Genomic DNA, 14,963 nt, shown 5'->3' on the forward strand with positions numbered 1-14,963 from the left:
GGGGTGAACCACCAGGAGGAGGAGACGAGATGGCCCGATACATGCTCAGCATCTACCAGCCCGTGGGCGACCCGCCGCCGCCCGAGGTCCTCGAGCCGATCATGCGAGACCTGGACGCCGTGAACCAGGAAATGCGGGCCGCCGGTGCATGGGTGTTCGCCGCGGGCCTGCACGACCCGAGCACGGCCACGGTGCTGCGGGCCCAAGAGGGCGAGGTGCTCGTCACCGACGGGCCGTTCGCCGAGGGCAAGGAGCACCTCGGTGGCTTCACGATCATCGAGGCGCCCGACCTCGACGCCGCGCTGGAGTGGGGACGCAAGGTCGCGCGGGCGCTGACGCTCCCGATCGAGGTGCGGCCGCTGCACTTCGGCACCTGCTGACGGCCCGTGCTGTCCACCGCCGAGATCGAGGGCGTCTTCACCCGCGAGTACGGGCGGGCGGTGGCGGTCCTGACCCGCGTCTTCGGCGACATCGACGTCGCCGAGGAGGCGGTGCAGGACGCCTTCACGAGTGCCGTCGAGAGGTGGCCGGACAGCGGCCTGCCGCCCAGCCCGGCCGGCTGGATCATCACGACCGCCCGCAACCGGGCGATCGACCGGCTCCGCCGGGAGGCCTCCCGCGCGGACCGGCACGCGCAGGCCGCGCTGCTGTCCGCCGGTGACGAACCGGACGAGGAGCTCGCCGTGCGCGACGACCGGTTACGGATGATCTTCACCTGCTGTCACCCGGCACTCGCGACGGCCGCTCAGGTCGCGCTGACCCTGCGGCTGCTCGGTGGTCTCACGACCGCCGAGATCGCCCACGCGTTCCTGGTGCCGGAGCCGACCATGGCGCAGCGGATCGTCCGGGCGAAGGGCAAGATCCGCAAGGCCCGCATCCCGTACCGCGTGCCGGACGAGGCCGAGCTGCCGGACCGGTTGCGCGCGGTGCTCGCCGTCGTCTACCTCGTGTTCAACGAGGGGTACACGGCGAGCGGGGGCGAGCGGCTCATCCGTGAGGAGCTCTGCGCTGAGGCCATCCGCATCGGCAGGCTGCTGGTCGAGCTGATGCCCGACGAACCCGAGGCCGTCGGCCTGCTCGCGTTGATGCTGCTCGTCGAGTCCCGGCGACCGGCCCGCACCACGCCGGACGGCGACCTCGTTCTGCTCGCCGACCAGGACCGCGGGCGGTGGGACCGCGCGCTCGTGGCCGAGGGCCAGTCGCTGGTGCGGCAGTGCCTGCGCCGGGGGCGGCCGGGCCCGTACCAGATCCAGGCCGCGATCAATGCCGTGCACAGCGATGCGCCCACCGCGGAGGCGACGGACTGGCGTCAGATCGTGGCGCTCTACGACCAGCTGCTCGCGGTGGCGCCGAGCCCGGTGGTTGCGCTGCACAGGGCGGTCGCCGTCGCCGAGGTCGACGGACCCGAGGCCGGCCTGGAACTCGTCGACGCGCTGGACCTCGGCGAACACCACCTGTTCCACGCCATTCGGGCCGACCTGCTGCGCCGCACCGGCCGTGCCGCCGAGGCGGGTGCGGCGTACGACGCCGCGATCGCAGGGGTCGCCAACGCGGCCGAGCGCGCGTTCCTGCTGCGGAGGCGGGCCGAGCTCGGCTCATGATCACCCGGACGTGCCGCCCCGGTCGCCCGCGCGGGCGTCCACCCGTCCACCACACACCGTGACGACGCCGCGGCGGTGATCCACAGAACCCGCAGGAAACGATCACGAAGAGTGGTGAATGGAATTCCGCTTCCCGGTCCGCCGGGGTGGCAAACACGCCGTCTCGAATCGGGCACCCGATGGTGGGACAGCCATGGTAAAGCCCCCAGAAGCAAGGTTAGTTTTCTGGCTGTCAGTTGCGTCCGCTCGGTGATGAATCATTCAGGAGACGAAGGTGTGGAAGAAAGCAGGAATCGTCGTATCCGCGAGCCTGGCGGCCGTGCTGGCGCTCGCTCCACTTGCCCACGCGAGCCCATCGCCGGAGGGCGAGGAACGCGGGGACGATGCGGAACAGGTCATCACCGGCGACGACGCGCCGCAGGATGGCCTGATCAACCTCGGTGACCTCAACGTGCTGAACGGCTTGAACGTCTGTCCGGACGTGACGGCCGTGCTCGGGCTGGGCAACCTGCTCGGCATCCTCGGCAGCGGCTCGTCGGATCCGAACGTCGCGGATGCGCCGATCAGTTGCGAGGCGACAGCAAAGCGTTGACCCGTAATTCGGGAATACGCGACGAGAAACGGCACCCCATCCGGGGTGCCGTTTCTCGATTTGCCGGCCGGATCAGCGGGCCGGGAGCCACGCGGCGATCGAGCCGCGGCGCCCCCACGCGATGACGGCGGCGAGCACGAAGATGATGACCGGCGTGACGACCATCGCGGGCTCGTCGAGCACCACCGCCTGGGTGTAGCCGGCTCCGATCATCAGGGCCATCAGGCCGACGGCAGCGGGCCCGGCAAGTCGCGGCACCATCAGGCCGATGCCGCCCGCGAGTTCGACGGCGCCGACGAAGTACTGGAGCCACTGTCCGGCGCCGATCTCCGTGAAGATCTGCACGGCGTACGGGTCGCCCCAGAACTTGGGCGCGGCGGACGCTACAACGAAGAAGACCCCCAGCAGGACCTGCAGCACCCAGAGGCTGCGGTGGGCGACGCGGGAGGGGGCGGTCGGGGCGGCGGTGGTCATCGGGTTCCTCCGGGGTGGCGCGAACGTGTCGTCGGGGGTAGGACCGGGGCGCGCGGCAGAACTCATCGGTCGGGAGGGTGCGGCCATGGCGGGCGGGGCCTCCGAGCAGGGGCGGTCGGTGCTCGACCGCGCCCTCGCGGTGCTCGGCTCGTTCTCGGACGAATGCCCCGAGCAGACGCTCGGCGAGATCGTGACCGCCACCGGGCTCGCCGCGGCCACCGCGCACCGGTTGGTCGCCGAGCTCGTGGCGTGGGGTGCGCTGGAGCGCCCCGGCCGAGGGCGGTACCGGATCGGCATCCGGCTGTGGCAGATCGGCGCGCTCGCCCCGCTGGCCCGTGACCTGCGCGATTCCGCGCTCCCGTTCCTCCAGGACCTCGGGGCCGTCACGGGCCAGGTCGTGCACCTCGTCGTGCTCGACGGCCACCGTGCGCTGTTCCTCGAACGGCTGCCTGGGCACGCCGATGTGCAGGTGCGGTCCCGCGTCGGCCGGCGGATGCCCGCCCACGCCAGCGGCCCGGGCAAGGTGCTGCTCGCGTACGCACCCCCCGCGTTCGTCGCCGATGTGGTGGCGCGCGGGCTGCCCCGCATGGCATCGGGCACCATCACCGACCCGCACGAGCTGGCCGCCACCCTCGCCGAGGTGCACAGGGCGGGCTACTGCCTCTCACGCGACGAGATGACCGACGGCGCGGCCTCGGTCGCCGCGCCGGTCATGGGCCCGGCGGGCGATGTGGTGGCCAGCGTGTCGGTCGTGGTGCCGAGCAGCACTGAGAACCTGCAGCCCCTCGTGCCGGCGGTGCGCCTGACGGCGGCGGCCGTGGGGCGCGCCCTCGTCCCCGGAGCCGATATTCCGCTCAGTGCGAGGACCGGCTGACGGGTCCGCCGCACGGCGCCGATACTCCCGCGCATGTCCGCGGATCCAGCGCAGAATCCGATTCAGGCCCGGGAACACGCCGGCTGGGTGGCGCCGCTCGCATGGTCGTCGGTGGCGCTCGAGGGCTTCGACCTGGTCGTGTTGGGCGTCGTCCTGTCGCCCATGCTCCGTGACGGCGTCTGGGGGCTCACTCCGAACACCGGGGCGCTGATCTCGTCGGTGGGGCTCGTCGGCGTGATGGTCGGGGCGATCGCGATCGGCACCGTCACCGACATCATCGGCCGCCGCCGGGCGATGTTGTACACCGTCATCGGCTTCTCGGTGCTCACGCTGCTGTGCGCCGTCGCGCCGGACCCGTGGACGTTCGGCCTGCTGCGCTTCCTCGCCGGGCTCGGGCTGGGCGGCGTGCTCCCGGTGGCGATCGCACTGGTCAACGAGTACGCCCGCGTCGGGAAGGGTGGCGGCGCAACGACCGTGCTGATGACCGGTTACCACGTCGGCGCCGTGATCACCGCACTGCTCGGGATCGTCGTCATCCCGGCGCTGGGCTGGAGGGCGATGTTCGTGATCGGCGCGCTGCCGGCGCTCGTGCTGGTGCCGCTGATCCTCCGGTACCTGCCGGAGTCGGAGTCGTTCCTCCAGGACACGGCGCGCGAGCGGCACAACCCGATCGCGATCCTGTTCGGCGGCGGGTACCTGCGCGCCACGATCGCGTTCTGGGTGACCTCGTTCATGGGCCTGCTGCTCGTCTACGGCCTGAACACGTGGCTGCCCGAGATCATGCGGTCGGCCGGGTACGAGCTGGGCGCGGCACTCGCACTGCTGCTCGTGCTGAACGTCGGCGCGATCCTCGGCCTGCTGGTCGCGGGCCAGGTCGCCAACCGGATCGGCGTGCGGCCCGCCGTGCTCGGCTGGTTCACGGCCGCGGCGCTGTTCCTCGCCCTGCTGAGCGTCCGGCTGCCCGGGATCGGCGTGTACGTCGGGGTGCTGCTCGCCGGGGTGTTCGTGTTCAGCGCGCAGGTGCTCGTCTTCGCATACGTCGCCCAGCACTACCCGGCCGCGGCCCGCGGCACCGCGATCGGCGCCGCCAGCGGCGTGGGCCGCCTCGGCGCAATCTCCGGTCCGCTGATCGGTGGTGCGCTCCTCACGGCGGGCATCGCCTACCCGTGGGGCTTCTACGTGTTCGCTGTGGTGGCCGCGATCGGCGCGGTCTCGGTCGCCGCCGTCGGCGCCACGAGGGCCTCCGCGTGACCCGCACCGTCCGGGACGCCACGTTCGACGTCCTGCGCCGCCACCAGCTCACCACGATCTTCGCGAACCCCGGTTCGACCGAGATCGCGTTCCTCACCGACCTGCCAGACGACATCGCGTTCGTCCTCGCGCTGCACGAGGGCTCCGTTGTCGGCATGGCGACGGGATGGGCGACGGCGCTGGACCGGCCCGCGTTGGTCAACCTGCACACCACTGCCGGGCTGGGCAACGCGGTCGGGGCGCTGGCGACGGCCCGGGTCAACCGCGTGCCGCTCGTGGTGTTGATCGGCCAGCAGGACCGGCGCCACCTCGCGCTGCACCCCTTCCTCGCGGGGGAGCTCGAAGGGCTGGCCGGGAACTACCCGGTCTGGGTGCGCACGCCTGCGCGGCCGCAGGACGTGCCCGGCGCGGTGGCACGGGCCTGGCACGAGGCGCGCACCGGCCGCGGACCGGCGCTGGTGATCGTGCCGAGCGACGACTGGTCGGCCCCGGCCGAGGACGCGCGGATACCCGCCCCCGCGGTGCTGCACCGAGCGGACGCCGTCGACCCGGCCGTCGTCGACGAGCTCGCCGCCATGGTGGCCGGGTCGGCGTCGCCTGCGCTCGTGGTGGGGGCGGACGCCGACGACGCCGAGACATGGCGCGCGCTCGTCCGGCTCGCGGAGCGGCTGCGCTGTCCCGTGTGGCAGGAGCCGTTCGCAGCCCGCGCGGGCTTCCCGCAGGATCATCCGCAGTTCGCGGGGCACCTGCCCGCCGGGCGGGCCGGCCTGCGCGAGGCGCTCGCGGGCCACGACCTCGTGCTCGCGGTCGGCGCACCGGTGTTCCGGCAGTACCCGTACGAGGAGGGGCCGCTCGTCGTCGCGGGCACGGCGGTCGCGCTCGTCACCGACGACCCGGAGGACGCGCACCACAGTCCGGCCGATGTCGCGGTGCTCGCGAACCCCGCCGCGGTCTGCGCGCTGCTCGCCGCGCGGGTTCCGGAGCGGCCGGACGTCACGCCGCCCGCCGTCTCCCGTGCCTCGGCGCCCGCCGAGCCGAGCGACGGCGAGCCACTGCGCGCCGCGCACGTGATGGCGGCGCTCGCCGCGCGCGTCGCCGCCGAGACCGTGATCGTCGAGGAGACGCCGTCCAGCCGCCCCGACCTGCACCGGCTCCTGCCCGCCCGTAGCCCGCTCGGGTTCCTCAGCGCCGCAATGGGCGGGCTGGGGTTCGCGCTGCCCGCCGCGATCGGAGTGCGGATGGCGGCTCCCGGCCGCCCGGTGGTGGCGGTGGTCGGCGACGGGTCGTCGCTCTACGGGATCCAGGCGCTGTGGAGCGCCGCGCACTACGGCGTCGGCGTCCTGTTCGTGGTGCTCGCCAACGGCCGCTACGCGATCATGGACCGGCTTGCGGAGCAACGCGGGGGCAAGCCGCCGTGGCCGGCGTTCGAGGAGGTCAGTGTGGGCGGGCTCGCCGAGTCGCTCGGCTGCCCGGCCCGCCGCGTCACCGATCACGCCGGGCTCGTCGGGGCGCTCGACGAGGTGGTGCCCACGTTGGGCGAGCGGTCGCGGCCGCTCGTGCTGGAGGTGGCGGTCGAGCCGGGCTGAAACTGCGTACCTTGTATTCGGTACGGCGTACGCGCTAGCCTTCCGGTCATGATCCTGGTGACGGGGGCGACGGGGAACATCGGGCGGCTGGTCGTCGACGAGCTGCTCGCGGCCGGGGCGACGGACATCCGAGCGCTGACGAACAACCCGGAGAAGGCGGCGCTGCCGCCGGAGGTCGAGGTCGTGCGCGGCTACCTCGGCCGCGTCGAGACGCTCCACGGGGTGTTCGACGGCGTCGAGAAGATGTACCTCGCCCCGCTGGAGGCGACGGTCCGCGAGGTCACGACGCTGGCCGCGAAGGCGGGCGTGCGGCACATCGTCGACGTGTCCGGCCCCAAGGACTCCTGGTGGGCGCCGGTCGCCACCGCCGTCGAGGAGTCGGGCGTCGCCTGGACGCACCTGTCGCCGGGCGAGTTCATGGACAACTCACTGATGTGGGCCGAGCAGATCCGGACCACCGGGCAGGTGCGGGACGGCTACCCGGACTCCGCGAACGCCCAGATCGATCTCGGCGACATCGCCGCCGTCGCGGCCGTGGCGCTGCTCGAGGACGGGCACGCCGGGAAGGAGTACCTGCTCACCGGGCCCGAGACGCTCACTCGCGCCGAGAAGGTGCGGCAGATCGGCGAGGCACTCGGGCGCGAGATCCCGTACATCACACTGGACCACGACGACGCCGTCGCCGCACTGGAACCGTCGATGGGAGAGTTCGCGCGGTGGTACGTCGAGGGGATGCGCGACCTCACCGAGCACCCGCAGCAGGCCAACCGGGTCGTCGAGGACGTCACCGGGCGGCCCGCGACCACCTTCGCGCAGTGGGCGCGGAGGAGGGTCGACGAGTTCCGATGAGTCCGCCGGTTCGTCGCGGTCGGTAGAGCATGACAATCGCACCGGTCAACGGCCTGCAGCTCTACTACGAGGAGCACGGCAGCGGCCATCCACTGGTGCTGCTGCACGGCGGGCTGCACACGATAGGCCTGTCGTTCGGGGCGCTGCTCCCGCGCCTCGCCGCCTCCCACCGGGTGATCGCGGTGGAGCTGCAGGGCCACGGGCGCACGGCCGACATCGACCGGGTGCCGACCTACCCGGACCTCGCCGACGACGTCGTCGCCCTGCTCGACCACCTCGGCATCGAGCGGGCCGACGTGTTCGGGTTCAGCCTCGGCGGCCTGGTCGCGACCGAGCTGGGCCTGCGGCACCCGACCCGGGTCGACCGGCTGGTGCTGGCCGCGACCCACTACCGGCCGGAGGGCTACCACGACTTCTCCGACCCGGCCTCGGTGCGCATGCCCACGCAGGCGGAGTTCGCCGAGATGGAGCAGGAGTACCGGCGCCAGGCGCCCGACCCGGACCACTGGGACGACTTCGCCGCGAAGCTGAACGGCATCGTGCACACCGCCCCCGGGTGGTCCGCCGACGACATGCGAAGGATCGCCGCGCCCGTGCTGCTCGTGATCGGCGACACCGACTTCGTCCGCATCGAGCACGCCGCCGAGATGCTCGAGCTCATTCCGGACGCCCAGCTCGCCGTGCTCCCGGGGACCCGCCACACCGAGCTGATGCTCCGCGCCGACGTGCTGGCACCGCTGGTGGAGCACTTCCTCACCTCTGGGGGGTCGAGAGTGGATACGCGCGCCATGGCGCGCGTATCCACTCACGAGGCAGTCAGTCGCGGAGCCTGAACGGTTCCCTGCCTGGCACAAGCGCCACGTGGCCGATCCCGCCGTATGCGTTCGCGTAGTCGAGCGCGTGAGCGAGGTCGGTGACGCCGTTGGTGGCGCTGCCGTCCGTGAACAGGGTGGAGAGCACGCCGAAGGCGCGGCCGGCACCGTCGAGGTAGCCGCTGCCGGAGTCGCCGGGGCGGCCGGGGGGCCGGGTCTCCACCCGGTGGGCGAGCCCGCCGCCGCTCGTGCCGAGGCTGCGGCCCTGCTTGACGCTCGTGGCGCCGGTCTGCGGCTGGTAGCTGACCACCGGCTCGCCGAAGACCGTGCCGTCGGTGTCCAACCCGATGGGACCGCCGAACACCGGAACGGTGGGATCGACGCGCGGGACGTCGGCCGCGTCCAGCTCGACGAGGGCGAAGTCGTTGTGCAGGCACAGTCCGGGGTCCGACTCGCCTCGCTGCTGCATGGTGCCCCACGAGGTGTAGGCGAGGCGGCCCGACGCGCGGGAACCGTCTTTGCCGACGATCGTCACGCCGGTGCCGAGCGGGAGCGTCGGCTCCTTGCAGCCGGAGAGGCCCATCGACTCGCTCGCGCCCGCGCAGTGCGCCGCATACGCGAGATACGTCGCGTCGTCGCCCGTGAAGACGAACGCCGCCGTGCAGGAGCTCGTCACGCGGTCGTCCACCGGGCTGATCATCAGCACGCCCGGTGTGATCGTGGCGGCGGCGGGTGCGGCCTGCGCCGGGCTGCCGACGAGTGCCAACGCCGCCACGGCGATGCCGAGCACGGCGACACGGCGAAAGACCACGGATCAGCTCCCCGTCGGACGGCGGACGCGGCGAGCGTAGATCGACTTCTTGACCTGCGCCGTCCTTGTCGCGCGACGGGGTGACGGGGACCGCGCTGATGGTGCACAGGAGGTGTCTGGGAGGCTGGGTGGGCTCCCCGGCATGCAGCCACGCGCTCCATCGGGCGAGCGCGACCGAGAGGACTGCATTGTCGGACGTCCTGACCGTGTGCGACGCGGTCCTGCGCAGCTCATGGCTGCTGCCGATACTCGTCGTGATGATCGCGGTCGACGCGCCGTTCCCGGTCCTGCCCAGCGAGACCATCCTGATGTCCGCGGCCACCACCGCGTTCGGTGGCGGTGACGCGGGGATGGTGTTCGGGCTGTTCGTCGCCGCGCTCGCCGGTTCCGTGCTCGGTGACGCCGTGGTCTTCTGGCTCGGCCGCTGCTCGCACAAGCTGCTGTCCCGCACCGTCGACACCGAGTACGAGGTGTCGGCGTGGGTGCGTCGGCACATGCTGCGCAGTCCCGGCATTGCGCTGGTCGGGGCCCGGTTCGTGCCCGGTGGGCGACTGGTGAGCACCGCGGCCGCCGGACGCTTCGGCCTGCCGGTGCGCCGCTTCCTGCCCTGGTCGATCGTGAGCTCGGCGGCGTGGAGCGTCTACATGCTGCTGATCGGGCTGGCGCTCGGTCCGGTCACCGGGGGCGACCCGCTGCTCAGCCTGTTCGCCGGCGTGGGGATGGCAGTGCTCACGGCCGTGGGGTTCGCCGTGGTGTCGAAGCTGCGTCGCAACCGGGTCGCTGCGGCCTCCTGAACCGAGAGCGCTGCTCTTGACACGCGCCACCCTTTCTGGTGCGCTGTTCCTTGACAAGAGCAGTGCTCTCGAATTGGATCAGGAGATCGCGATGAACGCCCAGCGCTATGTCGAGGCCGGCCGCGGTACCGAGATGTTCAACACCGTGGTCCGCTGGCTCACCGCGCGCGGGCTGAGCCTCTTCGGCTCCCGGGTGCTCGCGGTGCGCGGCCGGAGCACAGGGGAGTGGCGGACCGTGCCGGTCAACCTGCTGACGCATGACGGCGCGCGGTACCTGGTGGCCCCGCGCGGCCACACCCAGTGGGTGCGCAACCTGCGAGCCGCGGGTGGGGCCGGGGAGTTGCGGCTCGGTAGGCGCACCGAGGCGTTCGTCGCCGACGAGCTGGCCGACGCCGACAAGCCCGATGTGCTGCGCGCGTACCTGCGGCGGTGGAAGTTCGAGGTCGGCGTGTTCTTCGACGGTGTCGACCACACCGCGTCCGACGAGACCCTGCTCGCGATCGCCCCCGGCTACCCGGTCTTCCGGCTGCGCTGAAAGCCGGGAGAAGAAGATCAACCGGTGCCGGCGGAGGCTCCCCATTCCGCCGGCCCCGGTCATGGGGCTCAACGCGCGATCCCCGGGCGGGTTGCGGGTGGATCTTTTTCGTCCGTCGAGTGGGCGATCACGATCGGTGATCGGCTCACGACGAGATCCGCGCCGAACGGTCACCGCCGAACGACGGACGGGAACCATCCAACGCCTCACCGCGCGCCTATCCGGCGGGAAGCACACGGCCTAGCCACGGAGACGGCGCAGGCGAAGGGCCAGTTGGAGTTCCAGGGCCCGATCCGGCTTGTGCCAGTCCTCGCCGAGGAGGCCTGCGACCCGTTCCAGGCGTTGGGCCACCGTGTTGACGTGCACGTGCAGGGCGCCGGCCGCGCGGGTCGGGCTCGCCCCGGCGGCGAAGTAGGCCTCGAGGGTGGCCAGCAGGTCGGTGCCGCGGCGGGCGTCGTGGGCCGCGACGGGGCCGAGCACGCGCTCGAGGTACCCCTCGACGTCGCCGGTGACGAGCCCGGCGAAGCCGAGGTCGCGGGCGGATCCCGCGGACAGGCCGAGCGCGGCGAGGGCGTCGGCGGTGCGCCGGGCGTCGGCGTACGTGTCGCGCAGGCCCGCCGCGGGCACGACGGGCCCAGCCGCACCCACCGGCCCGGCGTCCTTCCCCATCCGTCGGGCCATGTCGGCTGCCACGGCGGACGGGTCGCGCCCCGGCACGACGGCGACCATCCACCCGTCGTCCCGGCCCACGAGCCCGGACCCGAGACCGCGACCGGAACCAGCGCGGCAGACGGCGACGACGTGCGGGGTGCGCAGCCGCAGCCCGAGCAGCCGGCCGCGCTCGGCGAGCGTGGGATCCACGTCACCGGCCGGGCGGGCCAACAGGTCGGCGAGCAGGTCGGTGCGCACCCGCTGGTCGGCCTCGGCCTCACGTAGCCGGAACAGCAGGACCAGCGCCGTGACCATCGCCGCGCGCTCGACCGTGCGCACCTGCCCGTCGCGGAGCGCGGCGCGGCCGCCGAGCACGAGGGTGCCGAGGCGCTGGCCGGCCGCCCGTACGGCCACCGCGGACGTGCCGTCGACGGTCACCAGCCGAGCGGCGTCGGCCGATCTCCGCACCGCGGGAAGGTCGACGAGAGCGTCGGGCACGGTGCCGTGCGCCGCCAGCCGCTGGTCGTCGACGTCCAGCACCGCCACCCAGCAGCCGAGCAGCTCGCCGAGGGCGGCGGCGATGTCGTCGACCCCGCCGCCGGAGAGCACGACCCCGGCGAACCGGTCGTGCGCCGCGGCGGCCTGCTCGATCCCGGCGTGCGCGCTCGACAGGGCCGCGAGCGCATCGGCCGTCTCCGTCGCGCGGCGCACCTGCACGAGCGACACGGCGGCGAGCGCGGCCAGGGAGGCCAGCAGCGCCACCTCGGTGCTGGCGAACGGTCGGCGCGTCCGGTGCGCGGCGAACAGCACCCCGACGAACTCGTGGTCCACCAGCAGTGGCGTGCCGCAGATCGCGACGAGCCCCTCCTCCTCGACGGCAGCGTCGATCTCGGTGGTGTGGTCGTAGCGGGGGTCGGCCGGGTAGTTTGCGCTCCAGTACGGCCGCCGCGTCTGCGCAACCAGACCGCCGAGCCCCGCACCCAGGGGTAGCCGGAGCGTCTGGAACCGGGCGGAGATCGACCCGTCCGCGGCACGCATGTACGTGTCGCCCCGCTCCGGGTCGGCGAGGGTCAGGTACGCGACGTCGGCGCCGAGCAGGCTGCGGGCGCGGCGCACGATCGTGTCGAGCACGCCGCCCGGCTCCGGGAGGGACGCGAGGTCGCGGGCGATGTCGACCAGCGCCGACAGCTCCGCCTCCCGGCGCCGGTGCGCGTCGATCCCCGCCCGGACGCGCAGGGCGAGCTCGCGCGCGACCGCCCCGGACTCGGGGTCGGCCGCCGCGAGCGTCCGCGCCTGCTCCTCGATGCGCTCGGCGGGCGCGTCCTGGGCGAGCAGGCGCAGCAGCTCGAGCGCCGTCCGCGACACGGCGGTGATGATGCCACCGCTCACCGCCGGAGCTCCGACCGCTCAGTGCTGATGTTCGCTCCGCAAGCTCCGCTCAGCGGGGTGCGACGATCGCGTGGTCCTGGGCGAGGTCGCGCTTGTTCGTCTCGCCGTAGGAGGCCACGGCGATCAGCGTCAGCAGCGCGCTCAGCGCGACGTAGACCGAGACCGCGTACCCGCTGTCGAACGAGGTGTACAGCGCCACCGCGACGATCGGGGCCAGGCCGCCCGCGACGACGGACGCGAGCTGGTACCCGACGGAGGTGCCGGAGTAGCGCACCTTCGTGCCGAACAGCTCGGACAGGAACGCCGCCTGCGGGCCGTACATCGCGCCGTGGAACACCAGGCCGCCGATCACGGCGAGCGTGGTGAGGGCGAAGTTGGCCGTGTCGATCAGCGCGATGAACACGAACGCCCACACACCCACGCCCGCCGCGCCAAGCAGGTAGATCGGCTTGCGGCCGTAGCGGTCCGACAGCGCGCCCCACACGGGGATCGTCACCAGGTGGACGAAGGCGCCGATCATCACCGCGCCGAGTACGAACGAGCTGGACACGTCCAGCCGCTGCGTCATGTAGGAGGTGATGACGATCGTGAAGATGTAGTACGAGACGTTCTCGGCGAACCGGGCGCCCATCGCGGTGAAGACCTCGCGGGGGTAGCGCCGGAACACGTCGACGATCGGGACGACCTGCTTCTCCCCGGCGGCGGCCGCCTCGGCTGCCTTGGCCTGGGCCTCCTTGAAGATCGGCGACTCCTCGACCGAAAGCCGGATGTAGAGCCCGATCAGGACGAGCACCGCGGAGAGCAGGAACGGGATCCGCCAGCCCCACGCGAGGAACGCCGCCTCGTCCTGGACGGCGGCCAGCAGGAACAGCAGCCCGTTGGCGAGCAGCTGCCCGAACGGCACCCCCGCCTGTGGCCAGCTCGCCCAGTAGCCGCGCCGGGCCGGGTCGCCGTGCTCGGAGACGATCAGGATCGCACCGCCCCACTCGCCGCCGATGGCGAAGCCCTGCACGAGCCGCAGGACGATGAGCAGGATCGGTGCGGCTACGCCGATTGTCGCCGCGCCCGGCAGCAGGCCGATGAGGAACGTCGCGATCCCCATCATCAGCAGGCTGATCACGAGCAGCGTCTTGCGGCCCAGCTTGTCGCCGTAGTGCCCGAAGACCAGCCCGCCGAGCGGCCGGGCGACGAACCCGATCGCGAACGTGGCGAATGCGGCGACGGTGCCTGCGGCCGGGCCGAGCGCCGGGAAGAACACCTCGTTGAACACCAGTGCAGCGGCGACGCCGTAGAGGAAGAAGTCGTACCACTCGACGGTCGTGCCGGCCATGCTGGCGGCGACCACCTTGATGATGTTGCTGCTCGGTCGTTTGTCGGTGACCACGATGTCTCCGTTCGTTCGGTTCCTCAGTGGGCGGTCCAGCCGCCGTCCATCGACAGTGACGCTCCGGTGATCGACGCTGACGCCGGCCCGTAGAGCACGGCGGCGAGCTCCGCGACCTCATCGGGCTCGACGAGGCGTTTCACGGCCACCGGCTCGAGCATGATCTTCTCGATGACGTCGGCGGGTTCGATGCCGTGCGTGCGGGCCTGGTCGGCGATCTGCCGCTCGACCAGCGGCGTGCGCACGTAGGCGGGGTCGATGCAGTTGCTCGTGACACCGTGCTCCGCGCCTTCGAGCGCGATGACCTTGGACAGGCCTTCCAGACCGTGCTTGGCGCTGACGTAGGCAGACTTGAACGGGCTGGCGCGCAGCCCGTGCACGCTCGAGATGTTGACCACCCGGCCCCAGCCGCGGGCGTACATGTGCGGCAGCGCGCGCCGGGCCAGCCGGAACGGCGCCTCCAGCATCACCCGCAGGAGCAGCGAGAACCGGTCGGGGTCGAACTCCGGAATCGGGGCGACGTGCTGCAGGCCCGCGTTGTTGACCAGGACGTCGACGTCGGCCGGCAGCCTGTCGACGGCGGCGAGGTCGGACAGGTCGCAGGGCACCGCTTCCACGCTCGCCTCCCGGGCGAGGACGGCGAGCCCGGCCTCGTCGCGGTCGACGGCAACCACCTGTGCCCCGTCCGCGGCGAGCCGCCGTGTCAGCGCGGCCCCTATCCCCGACGCCGCGCCCGTGACCAGTGCGCGGCGCCCGGCGAGCGGCGGCGGCGTGACGGAGGTCATGCCGTGGGACGGTACGTCGGCCGGGCCCGTTTCGCTCTGTGTGCAGCCACCACAGATCGGCATCGCTCATGTGTGCCGAGCACACGCTCGGTCGGCGGCTGGTCCTCACACGCTGCGGTAGCCCGGATGGATCCCCGGGCGCAGGCCCTGGTCGGCGGCAATGCGGGAGAGCAGGTCGCGCAGCGTCTCGCGCTCGGCCGCGTCGAGGCTGCGGCAGAGCGCGTCGTCGTGCTCACGGCCGACCTTCCCGATCCGGACGAGCATCGCCCTGCCCTCGTCGGTGATGTGCAGCGCGTGCAGGCGCCGGTCGGTGCGGTTGCGCCTGCGCTCGACCAGTCCGCGGTCGGCGAGCGCGTCGACGAGGCCGACGAGCCGGCTCGGCGGCATGCCCAGTAGCTGCGCGACGGCCTGCTGGCTCTGCCCTGGCGACGCGTTGATGAGCCCGAGCAGGCCGACCTGTGGGGGTGTGAGGTCCAGGTCGGCGACGCGCTCGGCGAAGCGCGCGATGGCGTGTGAGCCGACCGCGGCGAGGAGGAAGGCCGATCCGGGTGGGTTCTCCAGTGCCACGCGGTGGA

The 14,963-nt window shown here is 72.6% G+C and carries 16 protein-coding genes; 10 read left to right on the forward strand and 6 right to left on the reverse strand.

Going from position 1 to position 14,963, the window contains the following annotated elements:
- Positions 1 to 29: 29 nt before the first annotated feature.
- The 3 genes from K1T35_RS09875 to K1T35_RS09885 all read left to right on the forward strand — a co-directional run bounded on the left by K1T35_RS09875 (position 30) and on the right by K1T35_RS09885 (position 2,193).
- On the forward strand, positions 30 to 380 hold the full coding sequence (locus K1T35_RS09875) for a YciI family protein (RefSeq protein WP_220259858.1): 351 nt from the start codon (positions 30 to 32) through the stop codon (positions 378 to 380).
- A 6-nt stretch (positions 381 to 386) separates the two neighbouring features.
- On the forward strand, positions 387 to 1,601 hold the full coding sequence (locus K1T35_RS09880) for an RNA polymerase sigma factor (protein WP_220259859.1): 1,215 nt from the start codon (positions 387 to 389) through the stop codon (positions 1,599 to 1,601).
- A 274-nt stretch (positions 1,602 to 1,875) separates the two neighbouring features.
- Positions 1,876 to 2,193, forward strand: coding sequence for a hypothetical protein (locus K1T35_RS09885; RefSeq protein WP_220259860.1), 318 nt, complete (start codon positions 1,876 to 1,878; stop codon positions 2,191 to 2,193).
- A 72-nt stretch (positions 2,194 to 2,265) separates the two neighbouring features.
- Here K1T35_RS09885 and K1T35_RS09890 read toward each other — a convergent pair whose 3' ends face one another.
- Positions 2,266 to 2,667, reverse strand: a complete 402-nt coding sequence (locus K1T35_RS09890; protein WP_220259861.1) for a DoxX family protein — start codon at positions 2,665 to 2,667, stop codon at positions 2,266 to 2,268.
- 85 nt (positions 2,668 to 2,752) lie between these two features.
- Here K1T35_RS09890 and K1T35_RS09895 point away from each other — a divergent pair, with 85 nt between their 5' ends.
- Genes K1T35_RS09895 through K1T35_RS09915 form a run of 5 tightly spaced genes read left to right on the forward strand, consistent with a single transcriptional unit; the run spans position 2,753 to position 8,060 of the window.
- Positions 2,753 to 3,541, forward strand: a complete 789-nt coding sequence (locus K1T35_RS09895; protein ID WP_220259862.1) for an IclR family transcriptional regulator — start codon at positions 2,753 to 2,755, stop codon at positions 3,539 to 3,541.
- A 33-nt stretch (positions 3,542 to 3,574) separates the two neighbouring features.
- Positions 3,575 to 4,792, forward strand: a complete 1,218-nt coding sequence (locus K1T35_RS09900; RefSeq protein WP_220259863.1) for an aromatic acid/H+ symport family MFS transporter — start codon at positions 3,575 to 3,577, stop codon at positions 4,790 to 4,792.
- Positions 4,789 to 6,378: a benzoylformate decarboxylase gene (gene mdlC / locus K1T35_RS09905; RefSeq protein ID WP_220259865.1), complete on the forward strand. Its 1,590-nt coding sequence runs from the start codon at positions 4,789 to 4,791 to the stop codon at positions 6,376 to 6,378. Before K1T35_RS09900 ends, mdlC begins: the two co-directional genes overlap by 4 nt.
- Before the next feature lie 48 nt (positions 6,379 to 6,426).
- Positions 6,427 to 7,227 carry an NAD(P)H-binding protein gene (locus tag K1T35_RS09910; protein WP_220259866.1) on the forward strand — a complete coding sequence of 267 codons (801 nt, stop codon included), beginning with the start codon at positions 6,427 to 6,429 and terminating at the stop codon, positions 7,225 to 7,227.
- Positions 7,228 to 7,256: 29 nt separating this feature from the next.
- Positions 7,257 to 8,060: an alpha/beta fold hydrolase gene (locus K1T35_RS09915; RefSeq protein WP_220259867.1), complete on the forward strand. Its 804-nt coding sequence runs from the start codon at positions 7,257 to 7,259 to the stop codon at positions 8,058 to 8,060.
- On the opposite strand, the gene K1T35_RS09920 is transcribed toward K1T35_RS09915, so the two are convergent.
- Positions 8,044 to 8,850: a serine protease gene (locus tag K1T35_RS09920; RefSeq protein ID WP_255621743.1), complete on the reverse strand. Its 807-nt coding sequence runs from the start codon at positions 8,848 to 8,850 to the stop codon at positions 8,044 to 8,046. The two genes, K1T35_RS09915 and K1T35_RS09920, sit on opposite strands and share 17 nt — an antisense overlap.
- 188 nt (positions 8,851 to 9,038) lie before the next feature.
- Between K1T35_RS09920 and K1T35_RS09925 the strand changes: the two genes are divergently transcribed.
- Together K1T35_RS09925 and K1T35_RS09930 are read left to right on the forward strand one after the other, a co-directional pair.
- A complete protein-coding gene (locus K1T35_RS09925; protein ID WP_220259868.1) occupies positions 9,039 to 9,644 on the forward strand; it encodes a DedA family protein in 606 nt (201 codons plus the stop codon).
- Between the two features lie 91 nt (positions 9,645 to 9,735).
- Positions 9,736 to 10,179, forward strand: coding sequence for a nitroreductase/quinone reductase family protein (locus K1T35_RS09930; RefSeq protein ID WP_220259869.1), 444 nt, complete (start codon positions 9,736 to 9,738; stop codon positions 10,177 to 10,179).
- A gap of 240 nt (positions 10,180 to 10,419) precedes the next feature.
- On the opposite strand, the gene K1T35_RS09935 is transcribed toward K1T35_RS09930, so the two are convergent.
- The 4 genes from K1T35_RS09935 to K1T35_RS09950 all read right to left on the reverse strand — a co-directional run bounded on the left by K1T35_RS09935 (position 10,420) and on the right by K1T35_RS09950 (position 14,955).
- Positions 10,420 to 12,219 (reverse strand): helix-turn-helix domain-containing protein, encoded by a 1,800-nt coding sequence (locus K1T35_RS09935; protein ID WP_220259870.1) that lies wholly within the window; start codon positions 12,217 to 12,219, stop codon positions 10,420 to 10,422.
- Between the two features lie 49 nt (positions 12,220 to 12,268).
- On the reverse strand, positions 12,269 to 13,603 hold the full coding sequence (locus K1T35_RS09940) for an MFS transporter (protein ID WP_370645337.1): 1,335 nt from the start codon (positions 13,601 to 13,603) through the stop codon (positions 12,269 to 12,271).
- A gap of 23 nt (positions 13,604 to 13,626) precedes the next feature.
- A complete protein-coding gene (locus K1T35_RS09945; RefSeq protein WP_220259871.1) occupies positions 13,627 to 14,388 on the reverse strand; it encodes a 3-hydroxybutyrate dehydrogenase in 762 nt (253 codons plus the stop codon).
- A 105-nt stretch (positions 14,389 to 14,493) separates the two neighbouring features.
- Positions 14,494 to 14,955 (reverse strand): MarR family winged helix-turn-helix transcriptional regulator, encoded by a 462-nt coding sequence (locus K1T35_RS09950; RefSeq protein WP_255621744.1) that lies wholly within the window; start codon positions 14,953 to 14,955, stop codon positions 14,494 to 14,496.
- Between the last annotated feature and the right edge of the window lie 8 nt (positions 14,956 to 14,963).

Source organism: Pseudonocardia sp. DSM 110487, from assembly GCF_019468565.1.
In the GTDB taxonomy this organism is placed as follows: Bacteria; Actinomycetota; Actinomycetes; order Mycobacteriales; family Pseudonocardiaceae; genus Pseudonocardia.

Coding starts and splice junctions, on each gene's coding strand:
- K1T35_RS09895 (WP_220259862.1), top strand. CDS start 2,753: ATGGCGGGCGGGGCCTCCGAGCAGGGGCGGTCGGTGCTCGACCGCGCC.
- K1T35_RS09910 (WP_220259866.1), top strand. CDS start 6,427: ATGATCCTGGTGACGGGGGCGACGGGGAACATCGGGCGGCTGGTCGTC.
- K1T35_RS09875 (WP_220259858.1), top strand. CDS start 30: ATGGCCCGATACATGCTCAGCATCTACCAGCCCGTGGGCGACCCGCCG.
- K1T35_RS09945 (WP_220259871.1), bottom strand. CDS start 14,388: ATGACCTCCGTCACGCCGCCGCCGCTCGCCGGGCGCCGCGCACTGGTC.
- K1T35_RS09900 (WP_220259863.1), top strand. CDS start 3,575: ATGTCCGCGGATCCAGCGCAGAATCCGATTCAGGCCCGGGAACACGCC.
- K1T35_RS09915 (WP_220259867.1), top strand. CDS start 7,257: ATGACAATCGCACCGGTCAACGGCCTGCAGCTCTACTACGAGGAGCAC.
- K1T35_RS09930 (WP_220259869.1), top strand. CDS start 9,736: ATGAACGCCCAGCGCTATGTCGAGGCCGGCCGCGGTACCGAGATGTTC.
- K1T35_RS09890 (WP_220259861.1), bottom strand. CDS start 2,667: ATGACCACCGCCGCCCCGACCGCCCCCTCCCGCGTCGCCCACCGCAGC.